Below are 17,835 nucleotides of genomic sequence, written 5' to 3'. Positions count from 1 at the left end.
GAGGGCAGGGGCGGACGACGGCATGGCCGGCGCGCCCGGACTCGGTGAGGACCGGCGCCACCGGGTCGCAGAGTCGCGAGCCGGGCGGCGTCTCCGAGGTCGGTCCTCGAGGTGACGTGAACGTAGTCCCGCGGCAACAGCACCGAGAACGAACGGCGCTATGTTTTTCGTTGTGGCGAATTCCACACCACCGATCGAGTCCCTGCACCGCGGGCTGGTCCTGCTCAAGGAGCTGCGCGACGGCCGCGTCCTCGGCGTCAAGGAGGCGGCCGAGCTCCTCGGCGTTGCCCCGTCGACCGCGCACCGGCTGCTCGCCGCGCTGTGCTTCGACGGCTTCGCGATGCAGGACCGGGACCGGCAGTACCGGCTCGGCCCGGAGATGCGGCCCGAGCAGGTCCGCGGCCGCGACGTCGGCGAGTTCCGCACGCTCGTGCACCCGGTCATCGACCGGTTGAGCCAGGCGGTCGGCGAGACGGTGCACGTCTGGGTGCGCCAGGGGCCGCTGCTGCGCTGGGTCGACGGCGTGGCCGGCCCGACCCCGTCGCACGTCGCCACCGACCGCTGGGACCGCGTGCCGGCGTACGCCTCCGCAGCGGGCAAGGCGTTGCTCTCCGAGCTCAACGGCAAGCAGCTCGAGGAGGTCTTCGCCGACGGCCTCCCGCCGGCGCGCTCCTCGCGGATCACCAGCATGCAGTCACTCAAGCGGCACCTGCACGCCGTCCGCACCCGCGGCTACGCCCTGAGCATCGAGGAGTCGGCCCAGGGCGTCGACGGTGTCGCGGTCTGCTCGAAGGACGCCCTGGGCCGCCCGACCTTCGCGATCTCGCTGGCGATCCCGAGCTCGCGCTTCGACCGGTCGAAGGTGGCGGACTACGTCGAGGCCCTGCGCTACGCGGTCGAGCAGACGGAGGAGGCGCTGGGTACGTCGACCTCCTGAGCCTCGCCGAGCCTGACCTGACGGTCCGGAATTTCCCTGGGGGGAATTCAGCACGTACGGCGTAGTCCCACGACGCTCGCCGTCAATAGCGTGCCGCCACCCGCAGCGCGGTGGAGGCGGACGCATCTCTGGCGAACCTCTGCCGCTGCTCATCGACAGCGATCCGAGCGAGGCGCGAGATGACCGTCCAGGAACAACGACCGACTGCAGCACCGGAGAGGGGCCGAACCGACCGCTGGGGCGACCTGGTGCACGAGGACCGGGTGCACCGCACCCTGTACACCGAGCCCGAGGTCTTCACCGAGGAGATGGTGAAGGTCTTCGGCGGCGAGTCGTGGATGTACCTCGCCCACGAGTCGCAGCTGCCCGAGCCGAACGCCTTCGTGTCGGTGCGGATGGGGCTGCGTCCCGTACTGGTGACCCGCGACCGGCGCGGCGCGCTGCACGCGGTCTTCAACCGCTGCGCCCACCGCGCGGCGACGGTGTGCCGCGAGGAGTCCGGCACGGCGAAGAGCTTCCAGTGCCCGTACCACGGCTGGACCTTCCGCAACACCGGCGAGCTCGTCGGCGTCCCGTGGCCGCAGGGGTACGGCGAGATGGACCGCTCCGAGTTCGGCCTGACCCGGGTGAGCCGGGTCGAGAGCTACCGCGGCTTCGTGTTCGGCACGATGAACGCCGACGCCCCCTCGGTCGAGGAGTGGCTCGGCCACGCCCTCCCCTGGCTGGACTACTGGATCGACCGGGCCCCCGAGGGCGAGGTGCTCCTCGGCTCCGCCGCCTACCGGATGGGCTTCCGGGGCAACTGGAAGCTCGCGTACGACAACGCGGGCGACGGCTACCACCCGTCGTTCTCACACCGCTCGTTGCTGGAGATGGCCTCGCGCATGGGCGAGTCGAAGGACATGTCGTACTTCGGCCGCACGCCTGACGACGGCCCGATGCAGTCGTACTCCCTCGGCAACGGCCACAGCGTGATCGACCAGCGGCCCGCCCACGGCGACGATCCGGGCAGCTTCTGGGCCAACCAGCGGCCGCAACCGGGACGGGAGTCCTTCGAGCAGCGGATCCGCGAGCAGCACGGCGACGACGCCGACCGGCTGCTGGACCTGGCGATCGGAGCCCAGATCAACCTGAGCATCTTCCCGAACCTGCTGATCATCGGGAACCAGATCCAGGTGATCGAGCCGCTGGCCGTCGACCGCACCCAGCTCACGTGGCACGCGACCCGGATCGGCGGTGTCCCGCAAGAGGTGAACACCCTGCGGATGCGCACCCAGGAGGACTTCCCTGCCTTCGGGGAGCCGGACGACCAGGCCAACTTCGAGGAAGCCCAGCGCGGGCTCGCCGCGCCCGAGGCCGAATGGATCTTCATGAACCGCGGCCTCGACGTGGCCGGCTGGCAGTCGCTCGGCGACGACGGGGTGATCGGTACGGCTGTCACCGACGAGCTGCACATGCGCAGCTACTACGACGAGTGGCTGCGCCGGATGCGGGAGGAGGTCCGATGAGGCTCTCCGCGCTCCCGCCGCAGTTCCAGGACACCTCTGCGCACTCGTTCCACGTCGACGCCGACTGGTACGACGAGCTCGACGGCTTCCGTGCCCTGTTCGCTGACGACTGGCCGGCCGCAGCCCTCGAGGAGTGGCACCAGGCGCAGTCCTTCCTCGCCCACGAGGCACGCCTGGTCGACGAGGGCCGGTTCAACGACTGGCTCGACCTGTTCGCCGGCGACGGCCTCTACTGGGTGCCTGTCACCGCCGGCGGAGGCAACCCGCGCACCGAGGTCAGCCACGCCTTCGACGACCACCGCAGGCTCACCGACCGGGTCTACTGGCTGCGCACCGGCCTGGCCTACAGCCAGCTCCCGGCCTCGCGAACCCGACGCACGATCACGAACATCGAGACGGTGACCGATCCGGACGGGCGCCTCGTGGTGCGCTCGAGCTTCGTCGTGCACGAGTTCCGCGCCGGGGTCGCCAAGGTCTACGCCGGCTGGTACGGCCACGTGCTCCTCCCGCACGACGACGGCTGGCGGATCCGGTTGAAGATGGTGAACCTGCTCGACTCCGAGCAGTACCACGAGAACCTCACGCTGGTGTTCTGAGATGGCGGACGACCTGCCCCGCCTCGAACGCGAGCTGGCGCTGTCGCGTGCCCGGGTGAGCCGGTTGGAACGCGAGCTGGCCTCGGTCCAGCCGCTCGTCCAGACCGCGCGGCACCTCGCACCGTGGGACTTCACGCCCTACCAGGTGTACCCCGACGGCGACTGGGTCGCCGTCGACCGGCACCGGATGGAGGAGCTGCTCGCCGCGCTCGCCGCCATCGACCACTGGGCGCCGTGGCGCACCCCGATCGAGCCGAGGCCCCAACCATGAGCATCGCTGTCCTGAGCCACGTCCCCGACCCGTCGATCGGCGTCCTGTGCAAGCAGGCCCAGGCGGCCGGTCGTGAGCTCGTGATCCATGCCGCCTACCGCGGCGAGCTCCCCGACCCCGACGCTCACGAGGCCTGGGTGGTGCTCGGCGGAGCGCAGAGCGCGTACGCCGACCGGGAGCTGCTACGGCCCGAGATCGAGGCGCTCTCCGCTGCCGTCCAGCGGGAGACTCCCCTGCTCGCCATCTGCCTCGGCTCCCAGCTGCTCGCCGTCGCCACTGGCGGCCGGGCCTTCCCCGGGGCCAGCGGCCTCGAGTTCGGCTACATCGACGTGGCGTCCACGGCCGAGCAGCCACCGTCCGGTCGCTACCTCTCCTTCCACTCGGACTCCATGGAACCGCCGCCGGGAGCCGCCGTACTCGCCCGGACCGACCGGTACCTGCAGGCCTGGAGCTACGGCTCCGCGCTGGCCGTGCAGTTCCACCCCGAGCTCGACAGCGCCGGCTTCTACGCCGTCCTGGACGCCGAGGAGGAGAAGCTCACCCGCTTCGGCGTCGACGTCCCCGCGCTGCGGGCCGAGGTCGCGGCGGGTCCGCCGTCGCCGACCCCGGGCGAGCGCCTCATCGATACCTGGCTCGCCGGTCTCCCGGCAGCCGTCTGACCTACCCACCCTCACAGGAGGACCCATGTCCGCGAAGTTCATCGACAAGCACGGCCTCTACACCCCGGACCAGGCGGCCGCTGCCGAGCAGTCCCTGAAGACCATCGAGCAGCAGGGCGTCGAGATCGTGCGCCTGGTCTGGCCCGACCAGCACGGCCTGCTGCGCGGCAAGGCGCTCACGGTCGAGGCCTACCGTGCCGCGTTGGCCGCGGGGAACGAGATCACGATGGCGCCGTTCTTCTTTGACCCGGCCAACGCGATCGTGTTCAACCCGTTCACCCCCGACGGCGGTTTCACCATCGACGGCCTCGGCGGCAGCCCGAACGTGAAGATGGTCCCGGACCCGGGCACCTTCACCGTGCTGCCCTGGATCGAGAAGACCGCGCTCGTCTTCTGCGACCTCTACATGGTCGACGGACGGCCGCTGCCGCTGGCGCCGCGCACGATCCTCAAGCAGGCTCTCGCCGAGATGGCCGGGGCCGGGCTGACCCTCATCGCCGGCGTCGAGATGGAGTGGTACCTGACCAGGCTCCTCGAGGAGAACCTGGCCGGCGTCTCGCTCGGTTCTCCCGGCACGCCGGCCGACCCGCCGGCGGTCGCGCCGGTGGCCCGGGGCTACAACTACCTGCTGCTGGAGCACCTCGACGAGATCGACCCGATCCTGGCGCCGATCCGCGACTCGCTCCTCGCCATGGGCCTCCCCCTGCGCTCGTTCGACGACGAGTGGGCACCGAGCCAGGTCGAGACCACCTTCGACATCCTCGAAGGACTCGCCGCGGCCGACTCCGCCGCCCTGTTCCGGACCACCGCCAAGCAGGTCGCCAAACGCCACGGCCACCACGCGACGTTCATGTGCACGCCCGCCATCGCCGGGTTCTACGCCAACGGCTGGCACCTGCACACCTCGATCGTCGACGCCGAGGGCCGCAACCTGATGGTCCCGGGCGAGGGCGAGTCGCTCTCCGAGCTCGGTCGCCACTACGTCGGCGGGACGCTCGCCCACGGCGTCGCCGCCTCCGTGTTCACGACACCCACGGTCAACGGCTACCGCCGGCGTCGTCCGTACTCGCTCGCGCCCGACCGCCTGACCTGGGGCCAGGACAACCGGGCGGCGATGATGCGCGTCATCAGCGCACCCGGTGACGCCGCCTCGCACGTCGAGAACCGCGTGGGCGACTCGGCGGCGAACCCGTACCTCTACATCGCCGCCCAGGCCGCCGCCGGCCTCGACGGCATCGTCAACCGGATCGGGCCCGGCCCGATCAGCACGGACCCGTACGCCGCCGACGTCCCGCAGCTGCCCACCTCGCTCGCCGAGGCGGTCGACGCCCTGGAGGACGACGCCTTCTACCGCAAGTCGTTCGGCGACGGCTTCATCGACTACCTGGTCACGATGAAGCGCAGCGAGGTCGACCGGCACCGGGCCTGGGTGGAGGCCAACCCCGACGAGTCCACCTACGTCAACGGGGTGACCGACTGGGAGCACCGCGAGTACTTCGACCTGTTCTGACCCGCTTCGACGAGGACGAGGAGCCGTCATGCCCACCATCGAGTTCACCTGCCCGGACGGGAGCTGTCGTACGGTCGAGGCGCGCCCCGGCGCGTCCGTCATGGAGACCGCCGTCAAGCTCGGCGTCCCCGGGATCGTCGGCGAGTGCGGCGGCGGCCTCTCCTGCGCCACGTGCCACGTGTTCGTCGACGTCGACCAGATCGACCTCACGGGTCGCGCGACGGACTTCGAGGAGGAGATGCTCGAGGACGCGGTGACCCCGCCGACCGAGCTGAGCAGGCTGTCGTGCCAGGTCACGATGACCGATGCGCTCGACGGCCTGCGCGTGACGATCGCCAAGGAGCAGCAGTGACCGGGTGCATCGCCGTGGTCGGCGCGGGTCAGGCAGGACTGCAGGTCGCACTCGGCCTGCGGGCGCTCGGGTACGACGGCAGGGTGGTGCTCGTGGGCGCCGAGCCGGAGCTCCCGTACCAGCGCCCGCCGCTGTCCAAGGGCTTCCTCGCCGGCACCGTGCCCGTCGAGGAGCTCGAGCTGCGCGACGCGTCGTACCTGGGCGAGCAGCGGATCGAGCTCGTCCTCGGCCGCTCGGTGGTCGAGGCCTCCGTCGGTGACTCCGGCGGTGAGCTCCGGCTGGACGACGGCACCACGCTCGCGTTCGACGGCCTCGCCCTCGCCACCGGCGCGAACGCACGCCGGCTGCCGGTCCCGGGCGCCGACCTGCCCGGCGTGCTCGGCCTCCGCAGCGTCGCGGACGCCGAGCGGCTCCGAGCCGGCCTGGCGGACGCCTCCGACGTCGTCGTGGTCGGCGGGGGCTTCGTCGGGCTCGAGGTGGCCGCGACGGCCCGTGCCCAGGGGAAGCGGGTGACCGTCGTCGAGGCCGCTGACCGCCTGCTGGCGCGGGTCGCCGCGGCCCCCTTCTCCGCGCACGTCCGGGCGTGGCACGAGGCGCAGGGCACGACCGTGCTGACCGGCCGGACCGTCGCGGCGCTGGCCGGTTCCGGCCGGGTGGGCGGTGTGGTGCTGGGCGACGGGCACCTGCTGCCCGCCGACCTGGTCGTGGCCGGTGTCGGTGCGGCGCCCGTCACGGACCTCGCGACCGCACTCGGCCTGCGGGTCGAACACGGCATCGTCACCGACCCCTCGGGCCGCACCAGCCATCCCCGGGTCGTCGCCGTCGGTGACTGCACCGTCCAGCCGCACCCTCACGATCCGGGCCGCCTGCTCGGCGTCGAGTCGGTCAACAACGCCGTCGAGCAGGCGAGCGCCGCGGCCGCCGTCCTCCTCGGGCTGGATCCGGGACCCCGCGGTGTGCCCTGGTTCTGGTCGAACCAGGGTGAGCTCAAGCTGCAGCTGGCGGGCATCTCCGACGGTCACGACACCCACGTCGTCCGCGGCGACGGCCAGGACGGCCGGCTGACCGTCCTCTACTACCGCGCAGGCCGCCTGGTCGCCGCCGACGTGGCGGGCAACCCGCGCGACTTCAACGCCGTGAAGGATGCGCTCGCCCGCGGGTGCACGATCGACCCGGATGCCGCGGTCGACACCGCCGTGCCTCTCAAGACGCTCGTCAGCGCGGTGAGGGAGCCGGCGAGCCTGGCCTGAGTTCTCGCGTCGCACCTGACGAATGGGTCGCGATCCCGGCCAATTCACAACCCATTCGTCAGGTGCGCGGTGTGTCAGAGTCCCTGACCGGAGGGTCCGATCCGTAGGGTGGTCCGTCGTGGATCGCTACGGGACCGACGTGCTGTCAGGTGACTGGAAGGCCCCCAAGCGGGGCCGGGCCGTGGAGACGCCGGCAGATCCCGGTCTCGTGGTCGAGGAGGTCACCACCGACTGGTGCGGCGAGATCGTCGCCGTCGACCGCGACATCGACACCGTGACACTCGAGGACCGGCACGGGAAGCGTCGCACCTTCCCGCTCGGCACCGGCTTCCTGCTCGAGGGCAGGCCCGTCATCCTCACCGCGCCGATCACGAAGGCCGGACCGGCGAAGCCGACGCGGACGGCGAGCGGGTCGATCGCGGTGCACGACGCCAAGGCGCGGGTGGCGCGAGCCAGCCGGATCTTCGTCGAGGGCCGGCACGACGCCGAGCTGGTCGAGAAGGTGTGGGGCGACGACCTGCGGATCGAGGGCGTGGTCGTGGAGTACCTCGGCGGCGTCGACGACCTCGCCGACCACCTGCGCGACTTCAAGCCCGGCCCCAACCGGCGCGTCGGCGTGCTCGTCGACCACCTGGTCGCGGGTTCCAAGGAGAGCCGGATCGCGCAGAACATCATGAAGTCGCCGGTCGGCAAGGACGTGCTGATCGTCGGGCACCCGTTCATCGACATCTGGCAGGCGGTCAAGCCGTCGCGGCTGGGCTTCGCGGAGTGGCCGAAGGTGCCCAAGGGGATCGACTGGAAGAAGGGCACCTGCCAGCAGCTCGGCTGGCCGCACCGCGACCAGGCCGACATCGCCCGGGCGTGGAAGCACATCCTCGGTGGGGTGCGCGGGTTCCAGGACCTGGACCCGACGCTGCTGGGGCGGGTCGAGGAGCTGATCGACTTCGTCACGGCATGATTTTGGCGCTCGCTCCGCTCGCGCATGTCGCGCCGCCTGCCAACGCCGTTTCTTCCTCCCCCGCTCGCTCGTTCCTCGCTCGCTCCTCCGTCCAGAAACGGCGGGCGGCGCGACGGAAACCACTTCGGGCGCCTGCGCTGGCTACAGCCCCGCGCGGAACCTCGCCAGCACGTCGTCGACACGACCCTGGTCCCGCGACTCCAGCGGGATGAGCAGCTCGGTGACGACATCGGTGAGCTCGGCGATGCGCCGGTTGAGCTGACGGCTCTCCTGCACCTCCGCCTCGAGGACGCGGACCCGCTCGCGCAGGCCGGCGCGCTCACGGAGTCGGTGGCGGGCCTGGCGGGCGCGGCGGGCGAGGTCGGTGGTGGTCATCGGGACTCCTTCGTGGTCCAGGCGGCGCGGATCCGGCACACGGCCGGGTCGGGCAGGTCGAACATGTCCTCGCCGGGGCCGGTGGTGAGGCGCTCGACGACGCCGCCCGAGGCCTCGATGCCGCGGCGCACCACCTCGACCGGCGTACGCCGGACCAGGCCGTCGCTCTCACTCGCCGAGCCTGCGGCGAACTCGAGGAACAGCCGCCCGCCACCGGGACGCAGGGCCATCCGCGCGAGCAGCCAGAGGTGGTCGAGGGCGGCGGGGTCGAGGCAGCCGACGAGGTGGCGGGCGTACAGGTGGTGCGGGTCGCGGGCCAGGCGGGCGCCGTGCAGCAGGGTCGAGCGGAGCTCGCCGAGGATCAGCTGGTCGACCTCCACCTCGACGCCGCGGCGGCGGGCCCGTCGGCGTGCGACTGCCAGGGCGCCGCGCGAGAAGTCGAGGGCCGCCACCCGGCGCCCGGAGGAGGCGAACCAGATCGCGTCGCGGCCGGTGCCGGCGCCGAGGTCGGCGACGGGCAGGGCGCCCAGCTGCGGCTCCACCCACTGCGCGAAGGCGGACGGCGACCGCGGCACCGCCGCCCGGCGCGGACCGTTGTGCAGCTCGGTCCAGCGGCCCATCTCGGTGCGGAAGCCGCGCAGCCACCCGTCGAGTCGTCGTACGCCGGCCGGCGGGTCGGCGTACTTGAAGGACGGGTCGGGGGTGCGCCAGTGCGGGCCGTAGAGGAAGGCGAGCATCGCCTCCGGGTCGCGCGGGGCCGGGAACGCGTGCCCGTGCAGCGTGATCGTCGAGAACGGCACGATCGCCTCCCGCGGTAGGCGCCCGCTGCGGTTGCCGAGCTGGTAGAAGGTCCCGCCGACGTGGAACGCCGAGAACACGTCGATGTGGCAGACCCGGCCGTCGGACAGCGGCAGCAGCAGCTTCACGTCGCCGCCGGACATCCGCAGCACCCGCCAGCCACGGTCCCGCATGGCGCGGGTGATCCGGTACGACTCGAGCACGATGTCGGCCGGCGAGCTGTGCTCGGAGAGGTAGCACAGGTCGGTGTCCGAGTCGTGCGCGAGCATCCGGCCCTCGCGCACGGCACCGAGGAGCGCTCCGTAGTTGAGGTACGCCGCCACGCCGGCGTGCTCGCGCAGGTCGTCGATCGCGCGCCGGGTGCCGGCGAGGATCTCGTCGCGGACCGCCTCGTCGGTGGCGGCGAACGAGCGGGCCAGGTGGCCGACCTTGTCGACGCTGAGGCGGTGGCCGGCCGGGTCGACCACGGCGAGGGTGCCCTCGCCGGACCCGAGGCCGACCTCGTCGTCGTACAGCACCGCGGCACCGGCGGCGTCGGTCACCCGGACCCGGCCGCGACCACTGAGGTGCGGTCGGAGCGCCCCGGGCCAGGGCACCAGGACTCCCCCGGTGGTGGGCCGGCCGTCGCGCAGCGGGGTCAGCGACCAGACGTAGTGCCCGTCGATCTCCACGACCAACGGCTCGCCCCCGGGCGGGACCAGCAGGCCGTCGTCGGAGACAGCCACCGTCATGCCGACGAGGCTCCCCGGTGGGCGAGCGCCTTGCGCAGCGCGGTTGACGAGGTCTGCAGCGTGTAGGGGAAGTAGGTGACCTCGACACCGAGCGCGGCCATCCGCTCCTCGAGCCGGCGGCCCTTCACGGTGCCCTGCCAGTCGTCGCCCTTGAAGATCCGGTGGAAGCCCACGTCTCGCCAGGAGTCCGTCTTGTCAGGGGTGTTCTCGGCGTAGACGGCGTCGACGATGCCGATGGCCTCGACGATCTCGAGCCGCTCGGCGAGCGGCACGGTCGGGAGCACGCCCTTCGTCGCGACGCACACCTCGTCGGCGACGACCCCGGCGACCAGTACGTCGCACCACTGCCGAGCCTGGCGCAGCGCGTTGAGGTGCCCGACGTGGAACAGGTCGAAGGCCCCCGGGACGTACCCGATCACAGGGCCGACGATGTCACCCGACTTCTCCATAAAGTCGAGTGTAACACTAGATTTAATAGTTGTTTACGCGAGGAGACGGTGCACGACCCCGTCCGCGAGCAGGCGCCCGCGCAGCGTGAGCACCACCCGGTCGGCCCGGTCCTCGACCAGGCCGTCGGCGACCAGTCCCGGCAGCGCGGCCCGTGCGTCGTCGTCGAGGACGTCGACCGGCAGCCCGGAGCGCAGCCGGACCTCCAGCAGCACCCGCTCCACGCGCCGCGTCTCGGCGCCGAGGACCTCCCGCGCGTGCGCCGGGGTGACGCCGTCGGCCAGCCGCCCGGCGTACGCCGCCGGATGCTTGACGTTCCACCAGCGGACCCCGCCGACGTGGGAGTGCGCGCCGGGACCGATCCCCCACCAGTCCGCGCCCGCCCAGTAGCCCAGGTTGTGGCGGCACCGGGCGGCGTCCTCGCGCGCCCAGTTGGACACCTCGTACCAGCCCAGTCCGGCGCCGACCAGCCGCTCGTCGGCCTGCACGTACTTGTCCGCGAGGTCGTCGTCGTCCGGCATCGGCAGCTCACCGCGGCGCACCCGGCGGGCCAGGGCGGTGCCGTCCTCGACGATGAGGGAGTACGCCGACACGTGGTCCGGCACGCACGTGAGCGCCGCCTCCAGCGTCTCCTCCCAGTCGTCGTTGCTCTCCCCCGGCGTCCCGTAGATCAGGTCCAGGCTCACCTGGTCGAAGCCCGCGGTGCGTGCCGCCTCGACGACGCCGGGCACCCGCAGCGGGTCGTGGGTGCGGTCGAGCACCGCCAGCACGTGCGGCACCGCGGACTGCACGCCGAACGAGACCCGCGTGTAGCCGGCCTCCCGCAGCCGCTCGAGGTAGGACAGGTCGACCGAGTCGGGGTTGGCCTCGGTCGTCACCTCCGCGTCGGGTGCCAGCCCGAACTCGTCGTCGATCGCCCGCAGGACCCGGCCCAGGTCCTCGGGCGGCAGCAGCGTGGGCGTGCCGCCCCCGAGGAAGACGCTGTCCACCGGGAGGTCGCGCTCGCCGAGCACGCGGCGCGCCAGCCGGACCTCGGCGACCGCCTGGTCGGCGTACGACGCCCGCGAGACGCCGGGACCGAGCTCCTCGGCGGTGTAGGTGTTGAAGTCGCAGTAGCCGCAGCGCACCCGGCAGAACGGGACGTGCACGTAGAACCCGAACGGGCGGGTGCCGGCCTCGGCCAGCGCCTCGGGCGGGAGGGACCCGTCGGTCGGGACGGGATCACCTTCGGGAAGCGCAGACGGCACCGGCCCAGTTTCTCAGACGGGGATGTTGAGGCTGACGGTGTAGCCCTCGTCGACCGATCCGGTGACCTTGGCGAGCTGGAGCGAGTACCCGTCGCTGAAGATCCCGTCGGTGTCCAGGCTCAGTCGGGAGAGGTTCTTCACGCTCTGCTCGTAGCCCTCGGTCGCGTACACGTCGTTGCAGACGTCCTCGGGCAGGGCGAGCTGCGAGGTGCGCAGCTTGTTGGCGACGTCGGTCGCGGCATCGAGGCTCTCGTAGACCTCGAAGTGCATGTGCGGCCAGCGCCCCGAGTAGCAGGCCGGGAAGATGGTGGTGAAGCTCAGGTTGCCCTCCTCGTCGGCCTCCTGGACGCCACGCAGGTAGTTCTCGTCGGCGATCTCGTCGTCGTACATCGAGTAGCGACCCTCGCGGTCGCAGTGCCACAGGTAGATCGCGGCGCCGGCCAGCGGGGTGACCTCGTCGCCGTCGAGGTCGTAGACCTTCAGCCTCACGGTGGTCGGGATGCCCTCGGCCACGCCGGACGCGGTGCCGAAGCTGGAGGTGAGGTCGCTGCGTACGACGCCCGACTCGCTCAGCACGTCGGGGCCGTTGCTGCCGTCACCCGGGTACGGGCCGGCCGTCTCCTCCGGGATCTCGCCCTCGGCGACCTCGACGCTGCTGTCGCCGCCCATGCCGCCGGGAGGCGCCCCGTTCGGCGGCTGCCCCGTCGTACCGGAGGATCCGGTCGATCCGGAGGAGGCGGTCGTGTCGTCGGCGCCGCAGGCACTCAGCGCCGCCGCGGCACCGACCCCGCCCAGGAGGCCGAGCAGCCCCCGGCGCGCCATGATCCTCGGCAGGTCGTGGGACAGCCCGAGGTCGTGCTCTTCGGTCTCGTCGGGTGCGTGGGTGTGGTGGCTCATGCCCCGAGTCTGGCGCTGGATGCTGTCCGAAATCTGTGAGCCGGCTGTTGGCCGGCGACGAGCGGGAGTTTCACCGGTCGGCCGGTGAAACTCCCAGGGTTGGACGACAAAACTGGCGCTGGGACGAGGATGCTTCCTCGTCCCAGCGCCAGTTTCACCGGTCGGCCGGTGAAACTGGCTTTCGGCCCCAGCCGCAGCGTCAGCCGTAGAAGGACGCGATGAGATCCTTGTTGTTGTTCTCGACGACGTTGCGCTTCACCTTCAGCGAGGGGGTGAGCTCACCGGACTCGATGGTCAGGTCGTGGTCGAGCAGCTTCCACTTCTTGATCGTCTCCCAGCGGTTGAGCTGGGCGTTGAGCTCGTCGACGTACTCCCCGACCATCGCCTGGACGGCGTCGTCGTTGACGAGGGCGGTGTAGTCCTTGCCGTCCTTGCCGTTCTCGGCGGCCCAGCCGGCGATGGCGTCGGGGTCGAGGGTGATCAGTGCGGAGACGAAGTTGCGCTCGGCACCGAAGACCATGAACTGGCTGACGTAGGGGCAGATCGCCTTGAACTTGGCCTCGATCGCGGGCGGGGCGATGTACTTGCCGCCGGAGGTCTTGAAGAGCTCCTTGATCCGGCCGGTGATCTTGAGGAAGCCGTCGGCGTCGAGCTCGCCCTTGTCACCGGTGCGCAGCCAGCCGTCCTCGGTGAGCGCCTCGCTCGTCGCCTCGGGGCGGTTGTGGTAGCCGGCCATGACGTGCGGGCCCTTGAGCTGGACCTCGCCGCCGTCGCCGATGCGGACCTCGGTGCCGGGGAACGGCTGGCCGACGGTCCCGAGCTTGTAGGCGTCGGGGTGGTTGACCGTGGCACCCGCAGCGTTCTCGGTCATGCCGTAGCCCTCGAGGATGAGGACGCCGGCGGCGTGGAACCAGGCGGCGATGTCGGCGTTGAGCGCGGCCGAGCCGGAGATGAAGAACTTCACCCGGCCGCCGAAGCGCTCGCGGACCTTGCTGAAGACCAGCTTGTCGAACAGGGCGTGCTGGACCTTCAGCGGCAGCGGCACCGACTTGCCGGCCAGCCGCAGCGCGTCGACCTTGCGGCCGACCTCGAACGCCTTGAGGAAGATCTTCTCCTTGGCGCCGCCCTCGGCGGCCTGCATGGTGACGATCCGGGCGTGCGCCTTCTCGAAGATGCGGGGCGCGGCGCCCATGAACGTCGGCTTCACGATGCCCAGGTTGTCGACGATCTTGTCGACACGACCGTCGATCGCGGTCGCGAAGCCGCAGGCGAGCTGCGTGGAGAGCAGCACCTTGCCAAAGGAGTGGGCCATCGGCAGCCACAGGAACTGCAGGTCGTCCTCGTGGAGGATGTCCTGGGCCTTGATCGCCTCGCCCTCGAAGACCCACGCGCGGTGCAGCGTGCGCACGCCCTTGGGCTTGCCGGTGGTGCCGGAGGTGTAGATCAAGGTGGCGAGCTGGTCGGGGCCGATCGCCTTCGCGACCTCGTCGACCGCGTCGGGGTCGGCGGCGAGGTGGGCGTCACCGAGCTCGGCGAGCTGGTCGAGCGAGATCACCCAGTCCCCGTCGGCGGCCCCGGCGAGCGTGGCGTCGAAGGTGACGACCTTCGTCAGGTCCGGCAGCTCGGCGCGGTGCTCGCGCAGCTTGGCCAGCTGGGACTCGTCCTCGGCGAACACGATCCGGCAGGCCGAGTCGCTGAGGATGTACGCCGTGTCGTCGCCGCCCGTCGACGGGTAGACCGTCGTGGTGGCACCGCCGGCGCACATCACGGCCAGGTCGGCGAGGATCCACTCGTAGCGCGTCGAGGACGCGATGCCGACCCGGGTCTCGGGCTCCAGGCCCAGGGCGAGCAGGCCCGCCGCGAGGCGGCGTACCCGGTCGCCGGCCTGGCGCCAGGTCACCGACTCCCACGCCTCACCCCGCGGGAAGCGGAAGGCCTCCCGGTCGGCACTCTTCTCGACGCGGTCGAGGAACTGCACCGCGCAGTTCGCCGGCATGTGCTCGAGGAAATTGGTGTCGTGGATGACGGGCATGACGCTCCCTGTGGTGCTCGTCCGAGACAGTGACTGGGCAGTAACCTAAGCCACCGGCTCCGCCGGGGGTAGCGAACCACCCGTCCTCTGGACGAAATCCTCCGCTTTCGCGCGCACCTTGGGCAGCAGTCCGTCCACCACCAGCAGCCCGGGGAGCAGGCTGCGGTCGGTGTTGAGGGCCACGAACATGTCGCGGATCGTCCTCTGGTGCGTCGGGACGTGCACCAGCTCGATCTCGTCGCCGGGAGCGATGGTGCCGGTCTCCAGGACCCGCAGGTAGGGCCCGGGGCGCGCCTCGAGCGTGAACCTCTTCACCCACGCACGCGGGTCGTAGCCGCTCTCCCCCATCCAGCCCTTGAAGTCGTTGCAGGGGGTGCGGACGTAGACCGCCTCCAGGAGCACGCCGATGCCGGGCGTCCCGATCCGCAGCCGGGTGCCGATCGGCAGCGCGTTGAGGTCGATGCCCTCGGTGGTGAGGTTCTCGCCGAACTGTCCGTCGCGGATGGGCATGCCGAGCTCGGCCTCCCAGAAGTCCAGGTCCTCGCGGGCGTAGGCGTAGACCGCCTGGTCGGGCCCGCCGTGGTGCTTCGTGTCGGAGACCGAGTCGCCGTCGATGCCGAGCTCGTGGACCGCGACCGGGCCACCCACCGGACGCTTGTCGATCGAGGTTCGCCCGATCCCCGCCCAGTCCCTGTCCCGGGGTTGGCCGACACTGATGCTCCGCACGAACGCCATGGCGTGAGGCTACCTTCGAGACATGGGCCGCTTCCTCCTCGTTTCCGGCGTGGGGCTCGCCCTGGCCCTGGGCGCGTGCACCGGCGACGCGCAGGAGCGGTCGGCCGACCCTCCGCCGGCGACCGTGGCGGCGCCGGGCCCGTTCCCGGCCGAGACCACCGGCGTGCCGGCCGGCTTCCGCGAGGTGCTGTGCCCCGACCTGCGCGGCGACGGCACCGGGCTGACGGTGCGGCTCGTCGTGCCGGACGCGACCGAGTTCGCCCAGGCGAACGGGCGCGCCTGCGGATTCAGCCGTGGCTACGTGCGCGGGGTCGGCGTCGAGATCGGGCCGCGGCAGAGCCTGGCGACGTTCCGCAAGAAGTCGCTGGACGCGTTCGAGGACATCGGCGGCGACGACGAGGTCAACGACATCCGCTACCGCACCGGCGTCCCCGGGCTCGGCGGGCAGCCCGCCGAGGAGCTCACCTGGCGGGTCTACAACGACGGCCTGCCGTTCTGGGAGATCGCCGTCCAGGCCGCCGGGGTGCGGCTCACCTGGAGCGTGCCGGACGAGAAGCCGCGCCTGCTCGACGCGTTCGACGTCGTGCGGCGCTCAGTCGAGGTGCGCACCGGCACCAGGTGGCGGTGCCCGTCGTGGGGCCCGCCCGACGGTCCCCGGGTGAGCTTCGCGCCGCCGAAGGACGTCGGCTGGGTCGAGCGGGAGGGCGACCACTGCCGGATCTACGTCGAGGGCTCACCGACCGTCCTGGAGTACGGCGCGGTCGACCCGACTCCCCCGCCGCTCGAGCGGCTCGCCACCCGGATGCGCCGCGACCCCGAGGTGACCCGGGTCCGGCTCGAGCGCGGCGCCGGGCGGATCGACGGCCAGCGGGCCGACCGGCTGACCTGGACCGTCGTGCGGACCGAGGAGACCGAGAACTACGAGCCGCCCGGCACCTGGCGCATCGTCGTCCTGCAGAGCCCGGCGGCCCGGGTCGAGTGGGGCGGCACACCGCAATGGTGGCGCACGCACCGCTCGACGTACGACGACCTGGTCGCCTCGGTGCGGGTCAGACCGTATGAGGTGACTGCCTCGGTTTGAGGTGGTTGCGGGCCGGGGCCTCTCTTGCGCATGTTCGTGGGTTACCGAGCAGGGGCCGCCTGCTCGGCCTATCCACAGTCGTAAGGAGGCCCCGGTGATTGTTGAGCGTACGAGTGTTGGGCTCGATGTGCACGCACGGTCGGTCGTGGCGACCGGCCTGGACTCGGTGACGGGCGAGGTGTTCAAGACGACCCTCGTGCCAGCCCACGAGGAAGTCATCAAGTGGTTGCGGACCCTGCCCGGTCCGGTCGCAGCCACCTACGAGGCCGGCCCGACCGGGTTCGGACTGTACCGGGCGTTGAGCGCGGCCGGGATCCGCTGCGAGGTCGCGGCTCCTTCGAAGCTGACCCGCCCTTCGGGCGACCGGGTCAAGACCGACGCCAAGGACGCGTTGTTGCTGGCCCAGTTGTTGCGGGTCGGACAGATCACCAGCGTGCGGGTGCCGACGGTGACCCAAGAGGCCGCGCGTGACCTGGTCCGGGCACGCGAAGACGTTCGCGTCGACCTGCTCCGGGCCAGGCACCGGGTATCCAAGCTGCTGCTGCGCCACGGGCACGTCTACTACGGCGGGCGGGCGTGGACCGGCGTTCACGAGGCGTGGCTGCGCCGGATCCGGTTCGACCTGCCCCACCAGGCCGGCACTCGTGCGGCCTATGAGGCCGATCTGGAAGCGGTCGCGTTCGCGGTGGCTCGCCGCGACCGGCTCGACGCGACCATCACCGCAATGGCTACCGAGTCCGAGTTCACACCGATCGTGCGCAAGCTGTGGTGCCTGCGCGGTGTCTCGACGTTGACCGCATTCGCGCTCGCGGTCGAGATCGGTGACTGGGAACGGTTCACCGGTGCCAGCATCGGCGCCTACCTCGGACTGGTGCCGTCCGAGCACTCCAGCGGCCAGTCGCGCCGCCAAGGGAGCATCACCAAGGCCGGCAACACCCACGTCCGACGGCTGCTGGTCGAGGCGGCCTGGCATCACCAGCGTCGCTATCTGGTGGGCAAGACCCTCCAGGCCCGCTGGGACCAAGCCCCCGCAGCGGCCCGTGCGCGTGCCCATGCCGGGAACCAGCGGCTTCACCAGCGCTGGGTCACGATGAGCGCCCGGAAGAAGAAGCACACCGTGGCGAGCACCGCGATCGCGCGTGAGCTGGCCGGCTGGTGCTGGTCCCTGGCCACCCTGCCCGATTGAACTGCCCGACTGACGCCCGGCCCCTGAAGCTTCTGGCCCGGACCGCCGACTCGTCGACAGCAACGTGCTGGAGCCGACCCGCGCCTGGACTGTGAGCCACGCACCGGCCAACGACCTTGTTCGTGCCGTGTTCGTGACGCTCGACCTCAGACACCAGCGCAGCGCTCCCGCCGAATCGCGGCCCTGCGGTAACCAACCCGCGGATATCAGTCTGACCACGTGCGTCGACAGACCCGCTCAAAACGAACCGGCACCCCCAGGCCAG

Annotated in this window: 18 protein-coding genes; 11 read left to right on the top strand and 7 right to left on the bottom strand. The window is 71.4% G+C overall.

Features of this window, described 5'->3' with window-relative positions; genetic code table 11:
* The first annotated feature begins 172 nt into the window (after positions 1 to 172).
* The 9 genes from QI633_RS09175 (at position 173) to QI633_RS09135 (ending at position 8,041) form a co-directional block, all read left to right on the top strand.
* Positions 173 to 937 carry an IclR family transcriptional regulator gene (locus QI633_RS09175; protein ID WP_282428758.1) on the top strand — a complete coding sequence of 255 codons (765 nt, stop codon included), beginning with the start codon at positions 173 to 175 and terminating at the stop codon, positions 935 to 937.
* 263 nt (positions 938 to 1,200) lie between these two features.
* On the top strand, positions 1,201 to 2,445 hold the full coding sequence (locus QI633_RS09170) for an aromatic ring-hydroxylating dioxygenase subunit alpha (RefSeq protein ID WP_282428757.1): 1,245 nt from the start codon (positions 1,201 to 1,203) through the stop codon (positions 2,443 to 2,445).
* The gene (locus QI633_RS09165; protein ID WP_141799445.1) at positions 2,442 to 3,041 is read left to right on the top strand and encodes an aromatic-ring-hydroxylating dioxygenase subunit beta; all 600 of its coding nucleotides are present in this window, start codon (positions 2,442 to 2,444) and stop codon (positions 3,039 to 3,041) included. The genes QI633_RS09170 and QI633_RS09165 overlap by 4 nt, the downstream gene beginning before the upstream one ends.
* Position 3,042: 1 nt before the next feature.
* The gene (locus QI633_RS09160; protein WP_141799446.1) at positions 3,043 to 3,312 is read left to right on the top strand and encodes a hypothetical protein; all 270 of its coding nucleotides are present in this window, start codon (positions 3,043 to 3,045) and stop codon (positions 3,310 to 3,312) included.
* Positions 3,309 to 3,971, top strand: a complete 663-nt coding sequence (locus QI633_RS09155; protein ID WP_141799447.1) for a type 1 glutamine amidotransferase — start codon at positions 3,309 to 3,311, stop codon at positions 3,969 to 3,971. Before QI633_RS09160 ends, QI633_RS09155 begins: the two co-directional genes overlap by 4 nt.
* 25 nt (positions 3,972 to 3,996) lie before the next feature.
* On the top strand, positions 3,997 to 5,481 hold the full coding sequence (locus QI633_RS09150; protein ID WP_282428756.1) for a glutamine synthetase family protein: 1,485 nt from the start codon (positions 3,997 to 3,999) through the stop codon (positions 5,479 to 5,481).
* Between the two features lie 28 nt (positions 5,482 to 5,509).
* Positions 5,510 to 5,833, top strand: coding sequence for a 2Fe-2S iron-sulfur cluster-binding protein (locus QI633_RS09145; protein ID WP_282428755.1), 324 nt, complete (start codon positions 5,510 to 5,512; stop codon positions 5,831 to 5,833).
* Entirely contained in the window at positions 5,830 to 7,083 is a 1,254-nt protein-coding gene (locus QI633_RS09140) for an FAD-dependent oxidoreductase (protein ID WP_282428754.1), read from the top strand. Before QI633_RS09145 ends, QI633_RS09140 begins: the two co-directional genes overlap by 4 nt.
* A gap of 118 nt (positions 7,084 to 7,201) precedes the next feature.
* Entirely contained in the window at positions 7,202 to 8,041 is an 840-nt protein-coding gene (locus tag QI633_RS09135) for a DUF3097 domain-containing protein (RefSeq protein WP_282428753.1), read from the top strand.
* Positions 8,042 to 8,182: 141 nt separating this feature from the next.
* On the opposite strand, the gene QI633_RS09130 is transcribed toward QI633_RS09135, so the two are convergent.
* The 7 genes from QI633_RS09130 to QI633_RS09100 form a co-directional block, all read right to left on the bottom strand.
* Positions 8,183 to 8,416: a DUF6752 domain-containing protein gene (locus QI633_RS09130; RefSeq protein ID WP_282428752.1), complete on the bottom strand. Its 234-nt coding sequence runs from the start codon at positions 8,414 to 8,416 to the stop codon at positions 8,183 to 8,185.
* The gene (locus QI633_RS09125; RefSeq protein ID WP_282428751.1) at positions 8,413 to 9,945 is read right to left on the bottom strand and encodes a methyltransferase domain-containing protein; all 1,533 of its coding nucleotides are present in this window, start codon (positions 9,943 to 9,945) and stop codon (positions 8,413 to 8,415) included. Before QI633_RS09125 ends, QI633_RS09130 begins: the two co-directional genes overlap by 4 nt.
* The gene (locus QI633_RS09120; RefSeq protein WP_141799454.1) at positions 9,942 to 10,394 is read right to left on the bottom strand and encodes an adenylyltransferase/cytidyltransferase family protein; all 453 of its coding nucleotides are present in this window, start codon (positions 10,392 to 10,394) and stop codon (positions 9,942 to 9,944) included. The genes QI633_RS09125 and QI633_RS09120 overlap by 4 nt, the downstream gene beginning before the upstream one ends.
* A 33-nt stretch (positions 10,395 to 10,427) precedes the next feature.
* Complete coding sequence (gene hemW / locus QI633_RS09115) at positions 10,428 to 11,639, bottom strand: radical SAM family heme chaperone HemW (protein WP_282428750.1); 1,212 nt, start codon at positions 11,637 to 11,639, stop codon at positions 10,428 to 10,430.
* Positions 11,640 to 11,651: 12 nt separating this feature from the next.
* Positions 11,652 to 12,536 carry a hypothetical protein gene (locus QI633_RS09110; protein ID WP_141799456.1) on the bottom strand — a complete coding sequence of 295 codons (885 nt, stop codon included), beginning with the start codon at positions 12,534 to 12,536 and terminating at the stop codon, positions 11,652 to 11,654.
* 199 nt (positions 12,537 to 12,735) lie between these two features.
* Entirely contained in the window at positions 12,736 to 14,568 is a 1,833-nt protein-coding gene (locus QI633_RS09105) for a long-chain fatty acid--CoA ligase (RefSeq protein ID WP_282428749.1), read from the bottom strand.
* Positions 14,569 to 14,613: 45 nt separating this feature from the next.
* Positions 14,614 to 15,303: an MOSC domain-containing protein gene (locus tag QI633_RS09100; protein WP_141799458.1), complete on the bottom strand. Its 690-nt coding sequence runs from the start codon at positions 15,301 to 15,303 to the stop codon at positions 14,614 to 14,616.
* A 22-nt stretch (positions 15,304 to 15,325) separates the two neighbouring features.
* Between QI633_RS09100 and QI633_RS09095 the strand changes: the two genes are divergently transcribed.
* Positions 15,326 to 16,384: a hypothetical protein gene (locus tag QI633_RS09095; RefSeq protein ID WP_282428748.1), complete on the top strand. Its 1,059-nt coding sequence runs from the start codon at positions 15,326 to 15,328 to the stop codon at positions 16,382 to 16,384.
* Between the two features lie 94 nt (positions 16,385 to 16,478).
* Entirely contained in the window at positions 16,479 to 17,570 is a 1,092-nt protein-coding gene (locus tag QI633_RS09090) for an IS110 family transposase (RefSeq protein WP_349016723.1), read from the top strand.
* Positions 17,571 to 17,835 lie beyond the last annotated feature (265 nt).

The organism is Nocardioides sp. QY071 (genome assembly GCF_029961765.1).
Taxonomy (GTDB): domain Bacteria; phylum Actinomycetota; class Actinomycetes; order Propionibacteriales; family Nocardioidaceae; genus Nocardioides.
Note: the sequence above shows the minus strand (reverse complement) of the source record. Positions and strands in the feature narration are given on the sequence as shown.

Excerpts from the sequence above, each read along its gene's own strand:
- QI633_RS09165 (WP_141799445.1), top strand. The coding sequence starts at position 2,442 with ATGAGGCTCTCCGCGCTCCCGCCGCAGTTCCAGGACACCTCTGCGCAC.
- QI633_RS09160 (WP_141799446.1), top strand. The coding sequence starts at position 3,043 with ATGGCGGACGACCTGCCCCGCCTCGAACGCGAGCTGGCGCTGTCGCGT.
- QI633_RS09155 (WP_141799447.1), top strand. The coding sequence starts at position 3,309 with ATGAGCATCGCTGTCCTGAGCCACGTCCCCGACCCGTCGATCGGCGTC.
- QI633_RS09150 (WP_282428756.1), top strand. The coding sequence starts at position 3,997 with ATGTCCGCGAAGTTCATCGACAAGCACGGCCTCTACACCCCGGACCAG.
- QI633_RS09145 (WP_282428755.1), top strand. The coding sequence starts at position 5,510 with ATGCCCACCATCGAGTTCACCTGCCCGGACGGGAGCTGTCGTACGGTC.
- QI633_RS09130 (WP_282428752.1), bottom strand. The coding sequence starts at position 8,416 with ATGACCACCACCGACCTCGCCCGCCGCGCCCGCCAGGCCCGCCACCGA.
- QI633_RS09125 (WP_282428751.1), bottom strand. The coding sequence starts at position 9,945 with ATGACGGTGGCTGTCTCCGACGACGGCCTGCTGGTCCCGCCCGGGGGC.
- QI633_RS09120 (WP_141799454.1), bottom strand. The coding sequence starts at position 10,394 with ATGGAGAAGTCGGGTGACATCGTCGGCCCTGTGATCGGGTACGTCCCG.
- QI633_RS09110 (WP_141799456.1), bottom strand. The coding sequence starts at position 12,536 with ATGAGCCACCACACCCACGCACCCGACGAGACCGAAGAGCACGACCTC.
- QI633_RS09105 (WP_282428749.1), bottom strand. The coding sequence starts at position 14,568 with ATGCCCGTCATCCACGACACCAATTTCCTCGAGCACATGCCGGCGAAC.
- QI633_RS09100 (WP_141799458.1), bottom strand. The coding sequence starts at position 15,303 with ATGGCGTTCGTGCGGAGCATCAGTGTCGGCCAACCCCGGGACAGGGAC.
- QI633_RS09095 (WP_282428748.1), top strand. The coding sequence starts at position 15,326 with ATGGGCCGCTTCCTCCTCGTTTCCGGCGTGGGGCTCGCCCTGGCCCTG.